General features: G+C 56.0%; 16 protein-coding genes. 3 read left to right on the top strand and 13 right to left on the bottom strand.

The genetic code is table 11. The features are described from left to right. The first annotated feature begins 30 nt into the window (after nt 1–30). The 3 genes from QN378_RS10565 to QN378_RS10555 all read left to right on the top strand — a co-directional run bounded on the left by QN378_RS10565 (nt 31) and on the right by QN378_RS10555 (nt 2,534). Nucleotides 31–726: a M24 family metallopeptidase gene (locus QN378_RS10565; protein ID WP_322205844.1), complete on the top strand. Its 696-nt coding sequence runs from the start codon at nt 31–33 to the stop codon at nt 724–726. 353 nt (nt 727–1,079) lie between these two features. Beyond that, nucleotides 1,080–1,805 (top strand): hypothetical protein, encoded by a 726-nt coding sequence (locus QN378_RS10560; RefSeq protein WP_322205845.1) that lies wholly within the window; start codon nt 1,080–1,082, stop codon nt 1,803–1,805. 102 nt (nt 1,806–1,907) lie between these two features. Further along, nucleotides 1,908–2,534, top strand: coding sequence for a class I SAM-dependent methyltransferase (locus QN378_RS10555; protein ID WP_323549456.1), 627 nt, complete (start codon nt 1,908–1,910; stop codon nt 2,532–2,534). A gap of 145 nt (nt 2,535–2,679) precedes the next feature. Here the strand turns inward: QN378_RS10555 and QN378_RS10550 are convergent, their stop codons facing one another. From QN378_RS10550 to QN378_RS10490, 13 genes are all read right to left on the bottom strand, one after another. Beyond that, the gene (locus QN378_RS10550; RefSeq protein WP_322205846.1) at nt 2,680–5,754 is read right to left on the bottom strand and encodes an efflux RND transporter permease subunit; all 3,075 of its coding nucleotides are present in this window, start codon (nt 5,752–5,754) and stop codon (nt 2,680–2,682) included. Then, nucleotides 5,751–6,821, bottom strand: a complete 1,071-nt coding sequence (locus tag QN378_RS10545) for an efflux RND transporter periplasmic adaptor subunit (RefSeq protein ID WP_322205847.1) — start codon at nt 6,819–6,821, stop codon at nt 5,751–5,753. Before QN378_RS10545 ends, QN378_RS10550 begins: the two co-directional genes overlap by 4 nt. Next, the gene (locus QN378_RS10540; RefSeq protein WP_322205848.1) at nt 6,818–7,936 is read right to left on the bottom strand and encodes an efflux RND transporter periplasmic adaptor subunit; all 1,119 of its coding nucleotides are present in this window, start codon (nt 7,934–7,936) and stop codon (nt 6,818–6,820) included. Before QN378_RS10540 ends, QN378_RS10545 begins: the two co-directional genes overlap by 4 nt. Before the next feature lie 167 nt (nt 7,937–8,103). Further along, nucleotides 8,104–9,123, bottom strand: a complete 1,020-nt coding sequence (locus tag QN378_RS10535) for an ABC transporter substrate-binding protein (protein WP_322205849.1) — start codon at nt 9,121–9,123, stop codon at nt 8,104–8,106. A gap of 122 nt (nt 9,124–9,245) precedes the next feature. Further along, nucleotides 9,246–10,100, bottom strand: a complete 855-nt coding sequence (locus tag QN378_RS10530; protein WP_322205850.1) for an ABC transporter permease — start codon at nt 10,098–10,100, stop codon at nt 9,246–9,248. A 40-nt stretch (nt 10,101–10,140) separates the two neighbouring features. Further along, nucleotides 10,141–11,022 carry an ABC transporter ATP-binding protein gene (locus tag QN378_RS10525; RefSeq protein WP_322205851.1) on the bottom strand — a complete coding sequence of 294 codons (882 nt, stop codon included), beginning with the start codon at nt 11,020–11,022 and terminating at the stop codon, nt 10,141–10,143. A gap of 16 nt (nt 11,023–11,038) precedes the next feature. Next, the gene (locus QN378_RS10520; protein ID WP_322205852.1) at nt 11,039–11,935 is read right to left on the bottom strand and encodes a TauD/TfdA family dioxygenase; all 897 of its coding nucleotides are present in this window, start codon (nt 11,933–11,935) and stop codon (nt 11,039–11,041) included. 311 nt (nt 11,936–12,246) lie between these two features. Further along, a complete protein-coding gene (locus QN378_RS10515) occupies nt 12,247–13,029 on the bottom strand; it encodes a MetQ/NlpA family ABC transporter substrate-binding protein (RefSeq protein WP_322205853.1) in 783 nt (260 codons plus the stop codon). Between the two features lie 196 nt (nt 13,030–13,225). Next, nucleotides 13,226–14,164: a sigma 54-interacting transcriptional regulator gene (locus QN378_RS10510; protein ID WP_323549452.1), complete on the bottom strand. Its 939-nt coding sequence runs from the start codon at nt 14,162–14,164 to the stop codon at nt 13,226–13,228. An 84-nt stretch (nt 14,165–14,248) separates the two neighbouring features. Beyond that, nucleotides 14,249–14,830 (bottom strand): alpha/beta hydrolase, encoded by a 582-nt coding sequence (locus QN378_RS10505; RefSeq protein WP_323549453.1) that lies wholly within the window; start codon nt 14,828–14,830, stop codon nt 14,249–14,251. A 208-nt stretch (nt 14,831–15,038) separates the two neighbouring features. After that, nucleotides 15,039–17,072 carry a DUF2235 domain-containing protein gene (locus QN378_RS10500; RefSeq protein WP_323549454.1) on the bottom strand — a complete coding sequence of 678 codons (2,034 nt, stop codon included), beginning with the start codon at nt 17,070–17,072 and terminating at the stop codon, nt 15,039–15,041. Between the two features lie 520 nt (nt 17,073–17,592). Further along, the gene (locus tag QN378_RS10495) at nt 17,593–18,105 is read right to left on the bottom strand and encodes a DUF3304 domain-containing protein (RefSeq protein WP_322205857.1); all 513 of its coding nucleotides are present in this window, start codon (nt 18,103–18,105) and stop codon (nt 17,593–17,595) included. 353 nt (nt 18,106–18,458) lie between these two features. After that, entirely contained in the window at nt 18,459–19,532 is a 1,074-nt protein-coding gene (locus tag QN378_RS10490; RefSeq protein ID WP_322205858.1) for a fatty acid desaturase, read from the bottom strand. Between the last annotated feature and the right edge of the window lie 104 nt (nt 19,533–19,636).

Below are 19,636 nucleotides of genomic sequence, written 5' to 3'. Positions count from 1 at the left end.
TAACCAACAATCTCCACTTGAGGTAATACCATGTTGAATCACGACAATCAGGATGATTTAGAGGCGGTAGGCAAGCATTACAATGCCCGCAATATGATCATGGTCCGCCAAATGACTCGGGACGCCATTCTAGAAATTGCGCAACAGATCAAGCCGGGCATGATTGAGGAAGAGGCGCTTGAGCTTGCCAAGGATGTCCTGGCCGAACGCGACATGCTTCGCGGATGGCACGGGGTCTTCGTCCGTTTCGGACGCAATACCACTAAGACATTCGGCTCCCCCTCCGAGAGCGGAGTCGTGCTAGGCAAGGATGATATTTTTTTTATTGATATCGGCCCGACGTGGAAAGAGTGGGAAGGCGATGGTGGTCAGACATTCGTCACTGGCCGGGATGAAGAAAAAGCGCGGTGCGCTAAAGACTCACGGACGATATTCCATGAGGTTCGCCAACATTGGTTGACCACCGAGGCGTCAGGCAAAGAGCTCTATCAATTGGCGATCAAGGCCAGTGAGCGACGCGGATGGGTTTTGAACATGGACCTCGATGGTCACAGGCTTTCTGATTTTCCTCATGCGGCCATTTACGGCGGCGCTATGGCAGACATCGAATTCACGCCAAGTAGCCATTTATGGGTATTGGAAATCCACATTCGAAACGCTGAAAATACCTTCGGGGCATTTTTCGAAGACATGCTTCTGGGAGACGAGCATTTCGTCGAGTGCTGACTGATGTCCAGGCAAATGAGGCGGTTTGCTGATTGCCAAGGACAGGGGCGGATGGACAGCTGAGCGGACACATCACTCAGCTTTTTGCCGCATCGATCTACGGGTGTTCTGTTCAGGTTTCTAATTTTTGCAACGTTACCAAGTAGGACGCGGCATGTACTTTCCAGCGACCTACCAATCAAGCCGGCGTAGGAATAATCTGATTCGCTTGCCCCCTCCGTTATTCTGCTATCCCTCTCCTTGACACGCATTCCCATTCACTCTTAGCTAGGCCCGGCAAATCTAAAAACGGATCAACAAGGTTTATCATGCGGCATAAATTAATCGGCCGCGGGTAATAAGGAGTCTCGAACATGGACAGTGCGACCCTAACTTCCCATCGCATCAAGTTGTTTGCGCCATCGCTGCCGCAAGCCAACAAATTTGGTATCAGCGCCGCTGCCGCTGCGCATCTGATGATAACTATCAGGCCCTACGCAAAAATGGATGATGGTGACTTAATCTCCCTCTTTTGGGACGGTTGTTACGTGGCCTCGAAGTGGCTGACCGCCGATGATATCGGTCAGCCGCTAAGTTGGCGGGTGCCGGAAAGTTTTGTGCAAAGCGGCACTGCCACTATCTGGTATGAAGTCCAGAAAGTTGGCATACGTCCCACGCTTTCGCCAAGCAAAAGTGTACTAATCAAGCTTGATCAACCTGGTGGGAATCTTGCGAGCAAGTGTATTGAGGAAAATCAAAGCCTCACCCCGCTGAAAATTTCAGACGCGTTGCTTCGAAAAGGTTTGACCGCTAAGCGACTCAAAAAAGGCGTGGCATTGACGATCGAGGCGTATCCCAATATGGCGGCCAACGACGCCATCACCCTGCGCTGGGGCGATGTGCGAATGGATCTGCCCGCGATCAATCCACACGATGTCGGAAAGCCCATCACGGTAAAAGTACCCCCTGCGATTATTCTGGAAGCGGGCGAAGACCCGTCGCTGGAAATCACTTATTGCGTTATCGACCTAGTAGGCAATAACTCCCGCTGGGCACCTACTCGAGTACTCAGCGTTCCGCCCTTTAGAAGCGATCCCTAGCACTTTTATTTTTGTTCCAAAAACATGTCCATCTTGGTAACCCTTGAAGAAACGCTGAGCAAGGGTATATTCAGCGCCTATCTATGCCCAGACAGACTCGCCATGAAACTCGATCCGCAGGACCTCGCACAAATAACCGCCGCCACTGTCGCCCATTACAACGCGGTCGCCGACGAATTTCGTGAAGGTTCTTGGAGTCATGACGTTAGCCAGAACATTGCCGCGTTGCTCAGGCATATCGAAGGCAGCGCGCCGTTGCGGATTCTGGATTTTGGCTGTGGGCCGGGACGCGATCTCAGAACATTCGCCGCCATAGGGCACATTGCGGTAGGGCTAGATGGTTCCGAGCGCTTTGCCAAAATGGCCCGTGAAGAGACCGGCTGTGAAGTGCTGCAACAGAACTTTCTTGAGCTGGATCTGCCCGCCGGACGCTTCGATGGCGTTTTCGCCAACGCCGTACTATTCCATGTGCCACGCCAAGAGCTGCCCCGCGTCTTGCGCGAACTGCACGACGCATTGGCCCCGCGCGGCGTCCTGTTCAGCTCCAACCCGCGGGGCGAAAACATAGAAGGCTGGAACGGCAGCCGCTATGGTTCCTACCACGACCTGGAGAACTGGCGTGCACTGCTCAGTGAAGCGGGATTTACCGAGCTGGAACATTATTTCCGACCTGAAGGTTTACCTTTGGAACAACAGCCTTGGTTGGCGAGTGTGTGGCGTAAGGTTTAAAAACGGCGCGTTTGTCAGTCGGACAATCAGGGAGCACAAAGACAGTTGTTGCTCCAACGGATTATGTAATGCCGAATTCTGTGATCTGGCTCCAATTCTGTGGGATCAAAGTGTTCCACTCGCAATTGCTGGCTCAGCCCCAATTCTAGTTTTCCGCTTGCGCTTCGTCCCGCTGCTCCTTGCTCGGTTCTTCAATCCTGTACCACGCAACATACAACGCGGGCAGGAACAGTAAGGTCAGCAGGGTCGCGATAATAATCCCGCCAATCATGGCGTAGGCCATGGGGCCCCAGAACACTTCCCGGGCGATGGGGATCATCCCTAAGCTGGCCGCCGCTGCGGTCAGTAGGATGGGCCGACGGCGGTGTTGCGTCGCTTCGACTACCGCGTCCCACGGCAAATAATCGTCGCGTTCATAGGCGTCAATTTGCGTCACTAGAATCACCGAGTTGCGGATGATGATGCCGATTAACGCGAGAATTCCGAGGATCGCGACAAAGCCCATAGGTGTGCCAGTCGGGATCAGCGCCAGTACCACGCCGATCAGCCCCAGTGGCGCGACGCTGGCGACCAGGAACATCTTCTGTACGCTCTGCAACTGGATCATCAAGAAAGTCGCCATCAGGAACACCATCAGCGGCACTACCTTGGCAATCGGCCCTTGAGCCTTGCCGCTCTCTTCTACGGTGCCACCGGTAGCGACTTTGAAGCCCACCGGCAATCCGCTGGCGAACTTGTCGATGTCAGGTTTGAGTTGCTTCACCAAGTCAGTGGGTTGAATTGTATCGCTTACGGCGGCTTTAACAGTGACGGTGGGCTTACGGTCTCGACGCCACACCAACGGTTGCTCCAGCTCATAACGCACCGAGGCAAATGCCAACAAGGGGATAGACGTACCGCTGGACGTAACGATTTGTAGGTTTTGCAAGGTCTCGGGCGTACCGCGCTCAGCATCTTCGGCGCGGCCCACGACATTAATCAGGTAAATGTCGTCCCGCACCTGAGTAACAGACGAGCCGGTAACGATGCTGTTCATCAACTGCGCCACGTCTTGAGACGACAAACCCAGCTGTCGGGCCTTGTCCTGAGCGATGTCGATGCGCAGCACTTTGCCCGGCTCGTTCCAGTCGTAGATCACTTCGCCAATATGCGGGTTGCGATTGAGCAGGGTCGCCAGTTCAATCGCATGTTGCCGGACTAGGTCGATGTCCTTGCCGCTCACCCGATATTGAATCGGACGCCCTACTGGAGGCCCCATTTCCAGCGGCTGTACATAGCTGCCGATACCGACGAAGTCATCACGCAGGCGTTTTTTCAAGCGGTCGGTCAACACGCCACGCTGTTCAAGGCTTTTGCTGACGATCACCAATTGCGCGTAATACGGGTTTTCCAGTTGCTGATCCAGCGGCAGATAAAAACGCACCGCGCCCTGGCCAATGTAAGTGCTCCAGCGTGCGATGTCCGGGTCGTCCTTGAGCGTGGCTTCAAGGCGGTCCACCACTTTACGAGTTTCGTTAATCGACGCGCTTTGCGGCAGGTTCAAGTCCACCAGAATTTCCGGGCGGTCCGACGAGGGGAAAAACTGGTTCTGTACAAAACGCATGGAGAACACCGCCAACAAAAACAACAACACAGTGATGAGGATCGTCCACCAACGGTTGCGCATCGCCAACAGCATGCCGCCATTGAACGCCCTTGCGAGGCGTCCCGGTTTTTCCGACTTCTTTTTAATGTTCTCGCTGAGGATATGCACGCCAATCACCGGCGCGAACAACACCGCGACCACCCACGACACCAGCATCGCCACGGCAATAACCGCGAATAAGGTGAACGTATATTCCCCGGCAGAGCTGGCGTTGAGACCAATTGGCACGAACCCGGCAACAGTCACCAAGGTGCCGGTCAACATCGGAAACGCGGTCGAGGTATAGGCGAAGGTGGCGGCCTGCTCCTTGCTTTCTCCCAGCTCTAAACGGGTGACCATCATCTCGACGGTGATCATGGCGTCGTCCACCAACAGGCCAAGGGCAATAATCAATGCGCCCAAAGATATCCGCTGCATGGTGATGCCGCTGTATTCCATGAAGACGAAGACCATCGCCAACACCAACGGAATCGAACAGGCGACCACCAAACCGGCCCGAACACCGAGGCTGATAAAGCTGACGATCAATACAATGACCACCGCTTCAAACAGCGCGCTGGTGAATCCGCCAACGGCCTTCTCCACCACTTGCGCCTGATCCGATACGTTGTGTACGCCGACGCCCACAGGCAGGTCGGCAGTGGCGTTGTCCATCTGTGAGTGCAGGGCTTTACCGAACTCCTGGATGTTGCCGCCTTTCTGCATGGCGATGGCCAAGCCAATGGCAGGCTTGCCGTTGAAGCGAAACATCGGTGTTGGTGGGTCTGTGTAACCACGGCTGATGTCGGCAATGTCGCTCAGGCGGTAGAAACGGTCGTTAAGCCTCAAGTTGACCGCTTCGAGGTCTTTTTCCGACGCAAATTGGCCCGAGGTACGCACCGTAATCCGCTCCGGTCCGGCTTCGATAACCCCGGCCGGAGTGACCGTGTTTTGCGATTGCAGGCTTTGCACCACCTGACGCTGATCCAGGCCCAACGCCGCCAGCTTGCGGGTGGAGAAATTCAGATATAGCACTTCGTCCTGCTGGCCGATCATCTGGACCTTGCCCAGCCCCGGTACGGCCCGGATGTCGGCCCTGACTTGCTCGACGTAATCGCGCAACTGGCGCATGGACAGACCGTCAGAGGTGAACGCATAGATTGAGCCGTAAACGTCACCAAACTCGTCGTTGAACGCCGGTCCTTGAATGCCTTGGGGAAAGCTACCGCGAATGTCGTTGATCTTCTTTCGTACTTGGTACCAGATTTCCGGAATCGCCTTGGCATTGGTGGTGTCACGCAAAAAAACGAAGACCGTCGATTCCCCTGGCCGGGTGTAACTTTTCACGTAAGCGAGGGAGTCCAGCTCCTCAAGCTTTTTCTCGATACGGTCGGTGACTTGTTCCAGGGTTTCATCGACCGTTGCCCCGGGCCAGCGCGTCTGAATGACCATGGTTTTGATGGTGAACGAAGGGTCTTCTTCACGCCCCAGGTTCAGGTACGAAAATACTCCCATCAACAGCCCGACGAACATCAGGTACCAGACAAACGACTGGTGTTTTATGGCCCAATCGGACAGGTTGAATGTCCCTTTCATCGTAGGGCGTCCTTATCGATTTTAACTTTCTGGCCGGGTTTGAGGCTGTTCACACCCGCACTGACCACCCGCTCACCAGCCTTCACTCCAGCCGCCAACACCACGCTGTCATCCTCCCGGCTGATGACCTGGACCTCACGTGGAGATACGGTCTGGTTCTGCACGTCGACGATCCAGATTTGCGTCTTACCATCGACGTTCTGTACAGCATTAATAGGCAGCTGCACGCGGGGCTCGATGGCCGTGGAGAGGGTAACGCTGATGGCGGTGCCAAGACGAAACGCGGAGGGTGTTTCAGTTAGCGTCAAGCGGGCGCGACGGGTGCGGGTCGAGCGCTCGGCTTGTGGCTCAATTTCGCGCAACGTGGCGGTGGTGCTGATGTCAGGCGCCAACTGAGCCGCCACCTTGAACTCCACGCCCTTGTGCAGCGTATCCACCAAGGACGCCGGTAGATCAATTACCGCTTCCTTGATGTCAGGCTGGGCCAGTGTCACCACGTCTTGACCGGCGCTGACCACCTGCCCGGCCTCGACCTTCCAGTTAGTCACCACCGCCGCATGATCGGCACGCAGGTCGCTGTAATTAAGCTGGTCCTGCGCCTGCGTGACTGCCGCACGAGCTTGCTCCAACGAAGCGCCGATGGTGCGTAAATCAGTCTGGGCAATATCCAGCTGTGCCTGAGCGCCGACGCCTCGGTCGAACAACTCTCTCTGACGACGCGCATTGGCTTGGGTGTTGATCCACTGCGCTTCGATTCGCGCCAGATCACTTTGACGGCCACGCAGGTTATTTTGCTGATCCGTGGGATCAAGGGTCGCTAATAACTGACCATTCTTCACTTCACTACCAACATCCACACTGCGTTGGGCTATACGTCCCGACACGCGAAAGCCCAGCGTGCTCTCATAGCGAGCTTGAATATTTCCCGCAAAACGCCCAAGGCTCTCCACAGATGCCGGCTGGACCTCGATATACAGCACCGGACGCGCCGGTTCGGGCGCAGGTTCGGACTTGCTACAAGCGCTCATCATAAGGCTGCTCAGCACCATCAGGGTCAGGCGCGTCATGGCTGCACCTTCGCGGTCGCGGGCTGCGGTGTTTGGGCAATTTCAACCTGCATATCCGGGTGCAGCAGTTGGCCCCCGGCAACCACTACCTTTTCGCCACCGCTCAACCCCTCGCTGATAATCACGCTGCCGGTCAAATAACGGCTGACTTTGACCGCGTGCAAATTGACGATTCCTTGGTCGTCGACCACCCAAACGGCGGGCTGCCCAAGCTGATCACCGAGGCCTTTGGTCAATGCCGCCCACGGCAGCTGGACGCTGGCTTTGGCCGGCACGCTCAGGGCGGCACTGACCACCGAGCCCAGTTCCATACCCGCCGGTAATTGGGTGAGGGTGATTTTGACTTGCAGCGTACCGGTTTGCGCAGAGACGGCGGGGGTGACTTCGCGAACCTTGCCGATCACCTTAACAGTGGGGTTATCGAGCAAGGTCACTTGTACCGTCTGGTCGGTGGGAGGATCGACGAACAGCGATTCGTAGACATTGAATACCGCGTCGCGCTGGCCATCCCGCGCCAGGCCAAAAATCGGCACAGTGGCCAGTACCACCTGCCCGACTTCCGACTGCCGCGCCGTGATAATGCCCGGCGCGTCTGCCACCAGTGCGGTGTAACTCAACTGCTCACGGGCATTAGCCAACTGCGCTTGAGCGGCCTTCAGCGCACTCTGGCTACTGCGCAACGCCGCCTGAGCCGAGTCGTACTCACTGCGGCTGGTATAGCCCTTGGGCAGTAATTTTTCCTGACGAACAAATGCCGCGCTGGTCTGTTGGACCCGAGCCTGCTCAGCGGCTTGGGCAGCGACGGCTGAATCAACGCTGGTTTGTAAGTCTTTGGGATCTAATTTGGCGAGAATTTGCTTGGCCGACACCCGATCACCAACGTCGACCATCCGCTGGATGATCTTGCCGCCCACTCGGAACGACAATTGAGTCTGCACCCGTGCCTCAATATCGCCCGTCAGCGACACGGCGGCAGCGAAGTCCGCCGTCTTCACCTGTTGGACATAAACCCTTGGCCGTTGCGGCTCCTGCGGCTTTTTTTCCCCGCACCCGACCAATAAGCCAAGCACCACGCTCAAGCTGATCACAGCAAATTTTGATCGATGAACGGGCATGCAGGCTCCTTTGCAAATGCCATGACAGACACGCGGTACAGGTTGTAAGAAATCACATCTAAATCTGAGGTATGCGACTGTGAGCGTAGATCAGGGTTCCGTCACTGACACAACTCAAAGCTCATGGAAATAAGTGGGTGTCACGCGAGTCCAGACAGACACTGATATCAGCTACCCGGCGTGCCGTGCACTTGTTCAAAGAAGTAGTCTTTCCAGCTGTCAGCCTTGTTTTTCAATACGCCTAATTCCTGCAACTTGCTGGCATAGATAAACGTGCGTTGCGGCGTGATGGTGAAGTCGATTTCTGGATCAGCGACGATTTTTTCCACCAGAGCCAGGGGTAATTTCGACTGCTCTACGCGTACGTAAGTCTGGGCGGCAGCGGGCTTGTCAGCCTTGATGATGTGCTCGGCTTCAGCCAGCGCGTCGTAAAAGGCTTTGTAGGTCTTTGGGTTTTCGTCATGAAATTTCTGGGTGGTGTAGAGCACGTTAAACGTGGCCTGACCGCCGAGCACGTCATAGGAGCTTAAAACCTTGTGGACTTTCGGGTTTTCCAATTCCTGGTACTGGAACGGCGGGCTAGAAAAGTGAGCGTTTAGCTCAGAGCCACCCGCAATCAGCGCGGCGGTTGCATCCGGGTGCGGGAGGCTGACCGAAATGTTGTCGAATTTTTTAAACTCAGCCTTGCCGAACACTTTGGCGGTTTCGATCTGCAACGTCCGGGACTGGAAGCCTACGCCCGCAGCCGGGACGGCAATCCGGTCCTTATCGGTGAAGTCTTTCAAGGTCTTCACGTCTGGGTTGATGCTGAGCAGGTAATTAGGCATCGAACCCAACGAGGCGATGGCTTTGACGTTCTGCTTGCCCTTTGTTCGGTCCCAGACCGTGAGCATCGGCGGCACGCCAGCTGACACTACGTCAAGCGCACCTGCCAACAAGGCTTCGTTCATGGCGGTGGCACCGGAGATGCTGTTCCAGTCGACCGCGATGTCCAGCCCCTGCTCCTTGCCATGCTTTTCGATCAAGTGCTGATCGCGGACGACATCAAGAATCAGGTAGCCGATACCAAACTGCTGGGCGATGCTGATTTTGCCCTCAGCGTGCGCACCACCGCTGAGCAGTGCCCCGAATAGGCTGAGCGTTGCCGCGAGGGTGGTAAGCGCCGGACGCTTGAACGATGTGGCCATGAAATTCTCACCAAGAATGAATACGACAGGCCGGTAGTCCGGCGACGCATATAGCTTACAGTTAGCTATCAGCGATAAATAAATAGGATTTTGGAATAACAACAGCTTAAAAAAAGCCAGTATTAGCGCTGCATGCCCCAGCGTTTTATGGTCAGGCGTTCGATATTGTTGAACAGCAAGTTTTCCACTAGCAGTCCAATCAGGATGACTGCAATCAGCCCGGCGAAGACCTTATCGGTGTAAAGCTCATTACGGTTTTGATAGATGTACCAGCCCAAACCACCTTTTCCCGACTGGGCACCAAATACCAATTCGGCGGCAATTAGGGTGCGCCAAGCGAATGCCCAGCCAATTTTCAAACCGGACAAAATCGAAGGCAGCGCTGCCGGAATCAAAATGTACCCAACGAAGCGCAAACCCTTGAGACCGTAGTTGCGCCCCGCCATGCGCTGGGTTTCCGAAACCCCGAGAAATCCCGTGTAAGTGTTCAGCGCCAAGGCCCATAGAACCGAATGCACCAACACGAAAATCAGACTGCCTTGGCCCAAGCCGAACCACAGCAGTGACAAGGGCAACAGCGCGATGGCGGGCAAGGGATTGAACATCGCCGTGAGGGTGCTGAGCAAATCGCGGCCCAACTGTGTCGATACAGCAAGGGTGGTCAGCGCAAACGCCAGGACGATGCCAATCAAGTAGCCCTTGATCAGGACCGACAAAGAAATTCCCACCTTACTGAGCAGCTCCCCGGTGATGATGCCGTCATACAACGCGCTGGCGGTTTGCAGCACGCCGGGTAGTAACAGGTCATTGTTGGTGTAACGCGCCGCCAGCTCCCAGATCAGCGCCAGAGCAATGAGGATCACTGATTTACGCACCCAGCTCATTTGCCCTATCTTTTGCGCCAACGGGATGTCACTCACCAGATCCTCTTGAGTAAAAGGCTCCAGCGTGACCTCGTATTCCTGTCGAATGGTCATGTTTCGAATTCTCTTGGGAGGCCCTTGAAATAAGGGGGCGTCAGTAAGCGATGTGAACATCCTGAAAGCGCACGTCGCGCTCGACCGGCTCAGGTTCACCCTCATCAAACAGCAAGCGATGAATGCGCTGCGCGGTGCGTTGAAAATCCGCGCTGCCGGGGCTTTTCAGGCCGAATTGATGGCTGTTGATTTCCGCGCGGACCCGGCCTGGATGGGGTGACAGCAAGAGAATTCGATTACCAACGACCAACGCTTCTTCGATGGAGTGGGTGACAAACATCAAGGTAAACCGCACCTCTTCCCACAACTCCAGCAACTCTTCTTGCATCTTGCGGCGGGTCAACGCATCAAGCGCGGCGAAGGGTTCGTCCATCAGCAGGATTTTTGGCTGCATGGCCAACGCCCTGGCAATGGCGACCCGGGCTTTCATACCACCGGACAAGGTGTGCGGGTAGGCATCGGCGAAAGCACTGAGGCCGACTTTCTCCAAGTAATAACGCGCCCGCTCTTCGGCTTCGCGGCGCTTCAACGTGCGCGAAGCCAGCAAGGGAAACATCACGTTCTGAATCACGGTTTTCCAGGGCGGTAACTGATCGAATTCCTGAAACACCACAATCCGATCCGGCCCAGGCTCGGTGACGTGCACCCCCGCCAAGCGGATCTGCCCTTCGCTGGGCTGAATGAACCCGGCGACGGCTTTGAGCAGTGTCGACTTGCCGCAACCCGATGGACCGAGCAGAACGAATCGGTCGGCGGGATCGATTTCAAAACTCACTTGATGGGTCGCCCGCACGACCCGTTCAGGCGTGCGGTATTCCAAGCTCACGCCTTGGACATGCAACAGTGCTTCAGCGGTGGGCTGATTGATCTGTGGCAGGGTCAAGCGTTCGCTAGCCGTGTGGCTTTGCAAAACAGCATTCATTACGCGGCTCCTTCGATTAGAACGATGCATCACCTTGGATGGTGGTACGCAACAGCTTGCGGCGCAGTTCAGGCGGGCAACCGGTGGCCAAGTGAATCAATGAGCGGTTATCCCAGAACACCAAATCATCCGGCTGCCATTGGTGCCGGTAGACATTCTCTGAGCGAATGCTGTGGGCGTAGAGCTGATCCAGCAAGGCGCGGCTTTCGTCTTCGGGCAAGCCGACGATGCGTGTGGTAAAGCCTTCGCTGACGAACAAGGCTTTACGGCCAGTTTCTGGGTGCGTGCGGACCACCGGGTGGGTGACTTCGGCGACCTGCGAAAGCTGCTCGCCGGTCAGTGTCGGGCGCCAGCTGGCGGCGTTTTTACCTTCGGCGTAACGCGCGGTATAGGAATGCACCGCCACCTTGCCTTCAACCGCCTCACGCAACGTTTGCGGCAGCGTGTCCCAGGCCAGGTGCATGTCGGCGAACAAGGTGTCGCCGCCTTCGCTGGGCAGCTCTTGGGCGTAAAGCATCGAGCCCAAGCTTGGCAGCTCTTTGTAAGAAAGGTCCGAATGCCAGTACTTGCCCGCATCGCCCAAACCTAACGGCTGACCGTTTTCGACGATGTTCGAGACAATGAGTATTTCCGGGTGATTGGCTAACAAGAACTGTTTGAGCACGTGGATTTGCAGGATGCCAAAACGGCGGCTGAAATCGATCTGTTGCTGCGGCGTGATGTGTTGGTCGCGAAAAACGATGACGTGGTAGTCCAAGTGCGCTTGGTGAATGCGGGCGAAGTCGTCGTCATTGAGTGGACGAGACAAATCCAGCCCCACTATTTGCGCACCAATTTTCCCTTCAAAGGGACGAACGTCAAATGCCTGGCTGACTGCGTTTTTGGCTGAGGAAACTGGGGAGGCTGCTGACATGAAAACTCCGACTCCGAATGACTGGGCGAATAAGAGTTGGAACTTTATAGCTATAAAAAACTTAATTTAAATACTTTAAGTGCATATCAATAGCACTGGAAGCGCTAGCAACTGAAAGACGGTGCCCATTCGTCAGTGCGCAACTCAACCGTAAACACGGTATTTTTTTTAGGGACCAACTTGTTAGCTAAAGACGCCACTTGGTAATTCAGGTAAGCCGCTTGGCGAACAAGTTCGCTCCTACTGATTCGAACAAAAACGCCGACGCTGTGTAAGCCGTCGGCGTAAAAACAGTATTGCTTGAATCTGTATCAGAACGCCGGTAGTACCGCGCCGTCGTACTTCTTGGCAATGAACGCTTTGACTTCAGGGCTGGTCAGCGCTTTGGCCAATTTCTGAATCGCGACGCTGTTCTGGTTATCAGGGCGAGCCACCAGGAAGTTCACGTAAGGCGAATCGGCGCCTTCAAGAATCAGTGCATCCTTTTTAGGGTTCAGTTTTGCTTCCAACGCGTAGTTGGTGTTGATCATGTCCAGATCAACTTGATCCAGCGCGCGTGGCAGCAAGGCCGATTCCAGCTCGCGGAATTTCAGGTGCTTGGGGTTGGTCGCGATGTCTTTCGGCGTTGCCAAGGCGTTGGTTGGATCTTTCAGGGTGATCAAGCCAGCTTTCTGCAGCAGCAGCAGGGCGCGACCAGCGTTGCTGCCTTCGTTCGGGATAGCAACGGTGGCGCCGTCTGGCAGGTCAGCCAAGCTTTTGAATTTTTTCGAGTAACCGCCGAAGGGTTCAACGTGAACGCCGATTACCGTCACCAAGTTAGCTTTCTTGCCGGTGTTGAAGCCGTCCAGGTAAGGCTTGGTTTCGAAGTAGTTAGCGTCTAGACGTTTTTCGAATACTTGTACGTTCGGCTGAACATAGTCGCTGAAAACCTTAATTTCCAGGTCCACACCTTCTTTGGCCAGCTGAGGCTTGATCAACTCAAGAATCTCGGCATGGGGAACGGCTGTTGCGCCGACAACCAGTTTTTCACCGGCGTGGGCCAAGCCAATCGAAAATGCAGCCGCCAAAGCGGTCAATAACAACGTCTTTTTCATGCAGAGTCCTTAGCGAAAATCGCAGCCGTCAACGTTGACAGCGTTTAGATAGATTTGCCACCGGTCTGGCTTCACGACTAAAGACCGGCGGCGTGGAGCGGACATTACCGATATTTGTTATTCCATGACAATAATTTTTACTATGATCGTTATGCTATTTAGTGCGAATGACAGCTAAACGCCATTATCTTCGCCGCTAAGTGACACGCTTGGTTAGCTCAGCGAGTAATTGTTTTAATTCAGCCAGTTGGCTGCCCTCTGCGCTGGCAAATAATCGCTCAGCTCGCCTTCTGATCTGGCTAACCGGGCCTATAGCGTCCGGTAAGTTGAGGTGCTCAGGAAGTACCTCGTCGCCGCTGCTTACTAACAGTGCAAAGTGAATGACATTTTCAAGCTCACGAGTGTTGCCGGGCCAACTATGCAGTTCAAGCACCTGCTGGGCAGCTTCACTGATCAACGGCACGGGTAGGTTCAGGCGCTGGCTGTAGATACCCAGAAAGTATTCGGCCAACGACAAAATATCCCCCACCCGCTCGCGCAAAGCAGGCAGCTCAAGACTGCCTTCACTCAAATAGTGGAAAAGTCGTTCATTGAATTTCCCGACTGCCACCGCCTGCGCCAGATCGATACTGGTGGCCGCTACCAAACGCACGTCCACCGGGCTCGGTTGCTGGGCGCCGACGCGAGTCACTTCATGGTTTTCCAGCGCGGCCAAGAGCTTGGTCTGAATTGGCAACGGGAGGTCGCCAATTTCATCCAGGTATAAAGTTCCGCCATTGGCCGAGCCAAACCAACCCGCGCGGCTGCTGACTGTGCCGCTGTGTGCGCTGGCGGTATAACCGAATAGTTCGGCATCGGCGTAACTGGGGCTAATGGCGCCACAATTCACCGAAACAAAGAGCCCCGCCCGATCACTGCCACGGTGAATATGCCGGGCCAGCAGTTCCTTGCCGCTGCCGGTCTCGCCCCGGATCAATACGGGCAAACTTCGGGGAGCCAGACTTTCCAGCTCTTCGCGCAATTGACGTGAGCGTGGGTCGACAAAGACCAAGGCTTTGGCACGAATGCTCAGCGGGCTTTTTTCTGCATCGGGAAAGGTCAGCAATGGCTGGCCGAAAGTTTCGTGAAGGCTCATGGCGAACTCCCGCCTGAGCCCTTACGGCGGCTCAAGCGTTAAAAGTAAACAGCAGGGCCAAACGGCCCGACGAGAAATTTAGATTCAAGCGCGGCGAAGCGTGTGCAATTCGATTCGATTTTGCAGGCGGTATAAATAGGCGAATCCCTGCTCCCAGCGTCGGTGCCCAGACTTCACATTGATGTGCCCTGCCCCACTAAGAACGCCCACCTCAGCCCCCCAATTAAGCGCCAGCGTCAGGGCGCGCTCGGTGCTAACCGCCGAGTCGTTGTTCGAAGTGACCACCTGAGTGGGAAACGGCAGTAGCTGAGTAGGAATCGGCGCGAAGTTACGTAGCGCGGGCGCGCACGTCGGCCGCTCGACATCGGCCGGTGCGACCAGTAAGGCACCGCGCACCTGTTGCAGCGATTGCCGGGACGCCAACGCAGCCCAATGCGCAACGGTGATGCAACCCAAGCTGTGAGCAATCAGAATCACCGGCGTACTGTCAGCGGTAATTGCACACTGCAACTCATCCACCCAGTCTTCAAGGCGCGGTTTAAGCCAGTCGGCCTGCTCCACCCGCGCACTGTTGGGTAAGCTGTGCTGCCAATGCGTCTGCCAGTGATCGTCTGGCGAACCTTGCCAGCCCGGCACTATCAGATAGCGGATCGATTCGTTGCGCATGGGGCATCTCCTGCACGTTGCGTTCAAGGGCAAAGTATAGAGACGGGGGATATATTCGTTTAGGAATAAAAAACTATTTATTAAGATCGTAAAAGAATAACCCACTGTAGGTACTACCAAAGACTGCGATTCGACCAGAGACCGGGCGTTTTCTGCGCGACAGCACAGCGTCGAAGACGTGGCGGCCCCTCCTACAGTGGCTCGGGATTTACTCGGCTGCGACGCCTTTGATTTGGTCCAACCAACTGGTTTTCTCTTCGGCGGGAAGACTGTCAAACAAGTCTTTGGCCATTTTTGCGACCTTCGCCGTTTTGTGGGCGTTGAGCAGGGCTTTAAGCTCTGGCGTGGTGGCGGTTTCTTCGCTGAGGGTGGGCGGAATCGGCAAGGCGTTAACCAGTTTCAGTACGTCGCCGGTGTCTTTGCCGAAGGCGCGGAGGTTGTCGAGGTTGCTCAGCATGGGCAGGGCCATGCCGGTCAGGGTGTCGAAGGCGCTGATGCCCGGCAGGCCGACTTTGCCTCGAAACACCGGAATCCCAAACGACGGTGCCAACAACCCCACCAGATAACGGGGGTCATGACGCTTGATGCTCAGGCCAATGCTGGCGACCGCGACAGCGACGCCGATCACTTGCTCAGTGGACACCAGAGGTGACAGGGCCTTGCTCGACTCGTTGTCGAAGAAAATGCAGCGGTAGCGGAAGTAATCGGTGAATAACTCGCGCTCGCCCAGGGCGGCGTTCATGAACCAGGCGCGGGAGTCGTGGACCTGCTCGTCGAAAAAATCGGTCAGGGTCTGCGCTCTATCGCTGAGGATTTCAAAACTGCGGGGGGCGTAGAGCTTGTTGAAGACGATATTGGCCTTTCGGCGCATTCGAATGTATTCCTCGGCTTCGTCCTCTTCGTTGGTCAAGTACACCCAGCCGCCCAGGGTGACGTGGGCGAGGGTGGCAAGGCTAACGGTATCGGCGTCCCACGACAGCCCCCAAAAAGAGGGCACGTAGTCACGGCGAAACTCGTCCATGGCGTTGTCCATTTGCGCTTGGTCAAGGCTGGGTTCGAAGGCTTTGCGCATGTTGAACGTCGTCGGCTTTTCAGCACCGATACGTTGTTCATAGGCCAGTTTGATCGCCAGGTGTTCCTCATGGGTTGCCAACGTCGTACCTGACAACTCGCGCAATGGCCGGCCCTCATGGATGGCTTTTTCTTCGGCGAATTGTCGTTGGTGCAGGGCTTTGAATGCACCGCGCTCCGGAGGGGTCATGTCCTTGCCCTGAAAATGCTGGTAAGCGGCGGTGTGCTTGAACCTGTAACTGGCATAGCGATTGATCCGCCAGGCAGTGAGCATTTCCAGTTCGCTTTCCATGGCTTCTTTGAGGGGGCCGGTTTTGTGGAAAGAGAGCCAGGTGTTGAAGCGGTGGGTTAGGGTTTCGGAGACGTCGAAGGTTCTGAAAGCCTTCTCTGACATCTCCAGCCAAGGCCAGTCTTCTTTCTGTTCAGGGCTGAGAACAAACGGCGGCGCCTGCAAAGGCGCGCCAAGCGCGTAGGCTTCCGCATACATATGATGTAGCGGAATTTGCGACAGCACATCCTTGCCTCCCGCTACCGCCTTCCCCTGTTCACCCGGCGCATAACCACCGCCCACATCCGAGTGGACGCCGGGGTACAGGTATTCAAACGTTCCCTTACGGTAGGTTGACGCGCCGTTCGGATCGTCAGGATTGTCCTTGCGCCGAATTGAATCCAGTGGAAAGCAGCCGCGCTGCTCATGAGCCGCGACCAAATGCACGCAGCGCTCCAGAAACTTCTCCGACTCCGGCAAACGCATGGAGTCATCGGCCCAGCCCATGTGCCCGGCGGCAAACGGGGCCACGTAGGCCACGCCCACCGAGGCCACGGTATCGAACAGCCCCATGAAGCCAATGCTGATGGGGATTCCGGCGAACAGGTAACAGGTTTCGCCCTCCACCTCGACCTTGGTCAGTGCCTCCAGCCAGTTGGCGAACGCCCGGGCCTCGGCAGCGCCCCGAGAGAAACCATAGATCCACAGGCGCATGCCGATGATGCGCGGGACGGTCTTGCGCGCATGCACGTAGTCGACCTTTTTTTGCAGGGCCAGCAACGGTGCTTGCAGGGCTTGCTGGCGTCGGATGAATCCATCCTTGAGCAGTGAGGCGCCAAGCATGTCTTCGGTGACCGAGGTGCCCATTTGTTTAACCAAGGCGTAAGCGTCTGGAGATTGCAAACGTTCATCCCCACAGCTCTGCCAACGGCATCCAAGAGCCGAGTGATGCCCCAGTTGATCCGGTTTTCACCGCCTATCGCCGTCTTTAGCCCGTTTTCATCCGGTTCAAATTCGCCGATTTCCTTGAACTCGGTGCCCACGCCTTGCATGTAATACCGATAAAAGCCCAGCCTGTTCGCTCGGCTTTCAGCGCCGTTCGCACTGTCGCCGAGACTGGCATGGTAAAGCCGCGCCACATTGGTGGTGGTGGGTGGCTGGGCAAGTTTGTCCGAAGGTTCGTGGTTGTTGGTGCCGTCGAAACACAGGCTGATATTCAATGCTTTCATGCACGGCGGCCCAGGGTAGGTGCGGCCCTCTGCTTTGGCGGCTTTTTCAGCGGCATAGCCTGCCAGAATCTCGGGCCGGATTTGCGTGCGGTAATTGAGCCCGACGTCTAAGTGGTTGCGAGGTAACAGGCCTTCTTTTTTGAAGGGCGGCGTCGGTGTTAAAGACGCCGACGCGGGGCGTTGCGAAGCTGAATTCAAGGTGCTGGACATACGGCAGGTTCTTCCATTTTGGATGGGTAGCTGAAGGGATACTTGGCATGGCCAGGCGTGGCCGCGACCGCCGAGACGGCGACTTGATCGCAAGGCAAAAAATGGACGTCAACGACGCCCAGCACTTCATACGGCGCCACCTCCACGACGGCGCGGTGGCGGGTGTTGTTGGTCTTTTCTTTTTTCATCCGAACATGCCACGCATCGGAGAATCGAGGCTCAGGCCAGTCTGCATAGGCGTGGGGCGTCGGATCTTTCTCCCACTCCACCACCACGGTCAGGCCGGGGTGCCATTGCCGCGGCAGGGTCACGCAGCAGTTCTGGCTGCCGCCCCCGCCGTAAGGCCCGATGTTCGGACCGCCATTGCCGTTGACCATGAAGTAATTGAGGCCGCCGAGGTGTGGCTGTAGCCCTCGATGGGCGCGCCGAGGCGGTCGGGTAATGATTGGCTGCACGCTTGCAGCATCATTGCGCTCAACGCGCAGGTCGTCAGCCATTGCGCTTTAGTCGGTGGGATAGGGTTTGTTTGGAGATGCTGCAAGCTCGCCATCGGCTGTCCTTTCTGTTTCGGAAGGTGTCGACGAGCATGGTTGGTCAAGCAGTGGTCGGAGGTATGTAGGCTGAGGCGCGTTTATTTGCGGGAAATTTCCGAAATTGCGGAATAAGCATTTCAAATGCGCTTAATTTCGGCGTATGGCCGGCGGAAACAGGCAATTGCCAGGAAGAGAGGAGTCAAAACCGCAGAATAAAAAAGGGCCGCTCCCTGTCTAAGAAGCAGCCCACAAAACCTTTATCAGATCCTATCCACACTCTGTGACAAAAAGACTACCGCCCGCCCTCTTACTCCCGATCAGGCTTGCGCTGCTGTCACCGAGTCAGTTGAAGTTTCTTTCACCCGAACAAACCGATTCGCCCGGCTGAACGTACCAAAATCATTAAACCGCACGCCCATTTCAGCCATGACTTTATGCGCAACCGGGCTGGTCATCTGGCGGATGTAAAACGGTTCTTTTACGACAAAATGGTGAATGCCGTGGGTGCTGCCGAAGTTGAAGCAGAACGCCTGCAACGGCCACATCCATTTCGAATTGAGCACTTGGCATTGCTGCATGACGTTGCCCAGCTCCACGTCGCCGTAGTAATGCATGTTGGAACTGACGAAGTGCAGGCAAAACGTGCGCAACACGTTGGGGCCGACCAGTACCACCACAGCAATATCGACCACATGCATCGCCGCCAGCGTATTAGCCGACCAATCAACGGGCGCGCCGAATACGTGAGCGATGCCATTGGCCGCATGGAACCCGAGGAACACGTACCAGGTGCCCCAATTCAGCAGGGCCAACGGCGCGTAAACGCGTAGCGTGCGCTTGAGGATCGAGAACTTATGCGACCAGGTTTTCGCCCGGAGCATGCGAATCAGCGACGACATGACGTTATCGCCCACCATCAGCAGCCGCGCAAAACCCCAAGGCTCACCGTTGGTGATGGCGCGCTCTTCCATGTCGGTTTCGGTGCCGGATACCTTGTGGTGGTTGAGGTGCAGGTGGCGTCTGATCCACGGGTTAATGGTGCTCGGGCGTGCCATCCAGACCAGCGCCAACATCAGGTTGTGCGGGATGCGCTGTTTGCGAAAATACATGCTGTGAATCAGATCGTGTTCCAACTCATGGGTCAGCGAGGCGAGAAAGGCGTTTAGCAGCAAACACACCCACCACGCCATGTATCCCGCGATATAGAGGGCTGCGCTTGCGAGCATGCCGCTCAGGGCAAAGGTCAAAATGCCGACACCGATGGCGTCCTGGTGTTTGAGGATCGGGTAGCGTTGGCGCAATTGGTCGCCACGGGCCATCACTGCCGCGCGAATATGCGCTGATCGCTGTTGTGCATTCAGTCTGTCGGGACTTGCAGAAGTACCCTGCATGCTTCCATCCTCTGGTTATTGAGCTAGCGTTATCGAAGGGATTACCGATGGATCACACAGTGCACCCATGGGCGAGACCTCGCCCGACCGCAAACGCCAACCTA

Origin of the sequence: Pseudomonas sp. 10S5 (genome assembly GCF_035019745.1) — a bacterium.
Taxonomy (GTDB): Bacteria; Pseudomonadota; Gammaproteobacteria; order Pseudomonadales; family Pseudomonadaceae; genus Aquipseudomonas.
This window is presented reverse-complemented; position numbering and strand designations above follow the sequence as displayed.

Bases quoted from the DNA above. Each gene is read 5' to 3' on its own strand.
- QN378_RS10565 (WP_322205844.1), top strand. From the start codon at position 31: ATGTTGAATCACGACAATCAGGATGATTTAGAGGCGGTAGGCAAGCAT.
- QN378_RS10560 (WP_322205845.1), top strand. From the start codon at position 1,080: ATGGACAGTGCGACCCTAACTTCCCATCGCATCAAGTTGTTTGCGCCA.
- QN378_RS10555 (WP_323549456.1), top strand. From the start codon at position 1,908: ATGAAACTCGATCCGCAGGACCTCGCACAAATAACCGCCGCCACTGTC.
- QN378_RS10550 (WP_322205846.1), bottom strand. From the start codon at position 5,754: ATGAAAGGGACATTCAACCTGTCCGATTGGGCCATAAAACACCAGTCG.
- QN378_RS10545 (WP_322205847.1), bottom strand. From the start codon at position 6,821: ATGACGCGCCTGACCCTGATGGTGCTGAGCAGCCTTATGATGAGCGCT.
- QN378_RS10540 (WP_322205848.1), bottom strand. From the start codon at position 7,936: ATGCCCGTTCATCGATCAAAATTTGCTGTGATCAGCTTGAGCGTGGTG.
- QN378_RS10535 (WP_322205849.1), bottom strand. From the start codon at position 9,123: ATGGCCACATCGTTCAAGCGTCCGGCGCTTACCACCCTCGCGGCAACG.
- QN378_RS10530 (WP_322205850.1), bottom strand. From the start codon at position 10,100: ATGACCATTCGACAGGAATACGAGGTCACGCTGGAGCCTTTTACTCAA.
- QN378_RS10525 (WP_322205851.1), bottom strand. From the start codon at position 11,022: ATGAATGCTGTTTTGCAAAGCCACACGGCTAGCGAACGCTTGACCCTG.
- QN378_RS10520 (WP_322205852.1), bottom strand. From the start codon at position 11,935: ATGTCAGCAGCCTCCCCAGTTTCCTCAGCCAAAAACGCAGTCAGCCAG.
- QN378_RS10515 (WP_322205853.1), bottom strand. From the start codon at position 13,029: ATGAAAAAGACGTTGTTATTGACCGCTTTGGCGGCTGCATTTTCGATT.
- QN378_RS10510 (WP_323549452.1), bottom strand. From the start codon at position 14,164: ATGAGCCTTCACGAAACTTTCGGCCAGCCATTGCTGACCTTTCCCGAT.
- QN378_RS10505 (WP_323549453.1), bottom strand. From the start codon at position 14,830: ATGCGCAACGAATCGATCCGCTATCTGATAGTGCCGGGCTGGCAAGGT.
- QN378_RS10495 (WP_322205857.1), bottom strand. From the start codon at position 18,105: ATGGCTGACGACCTGCGCGTTGAGCGCAATGATGCTGCAAGCGTGCAG.
- QN378_RS10490 (WP_322205858.1), bottom strand. From the start codon at position 19,532: ATGCAGGGTACTTCTGCAAGTCCCGACAGACTGAATGCACAACAGCGA.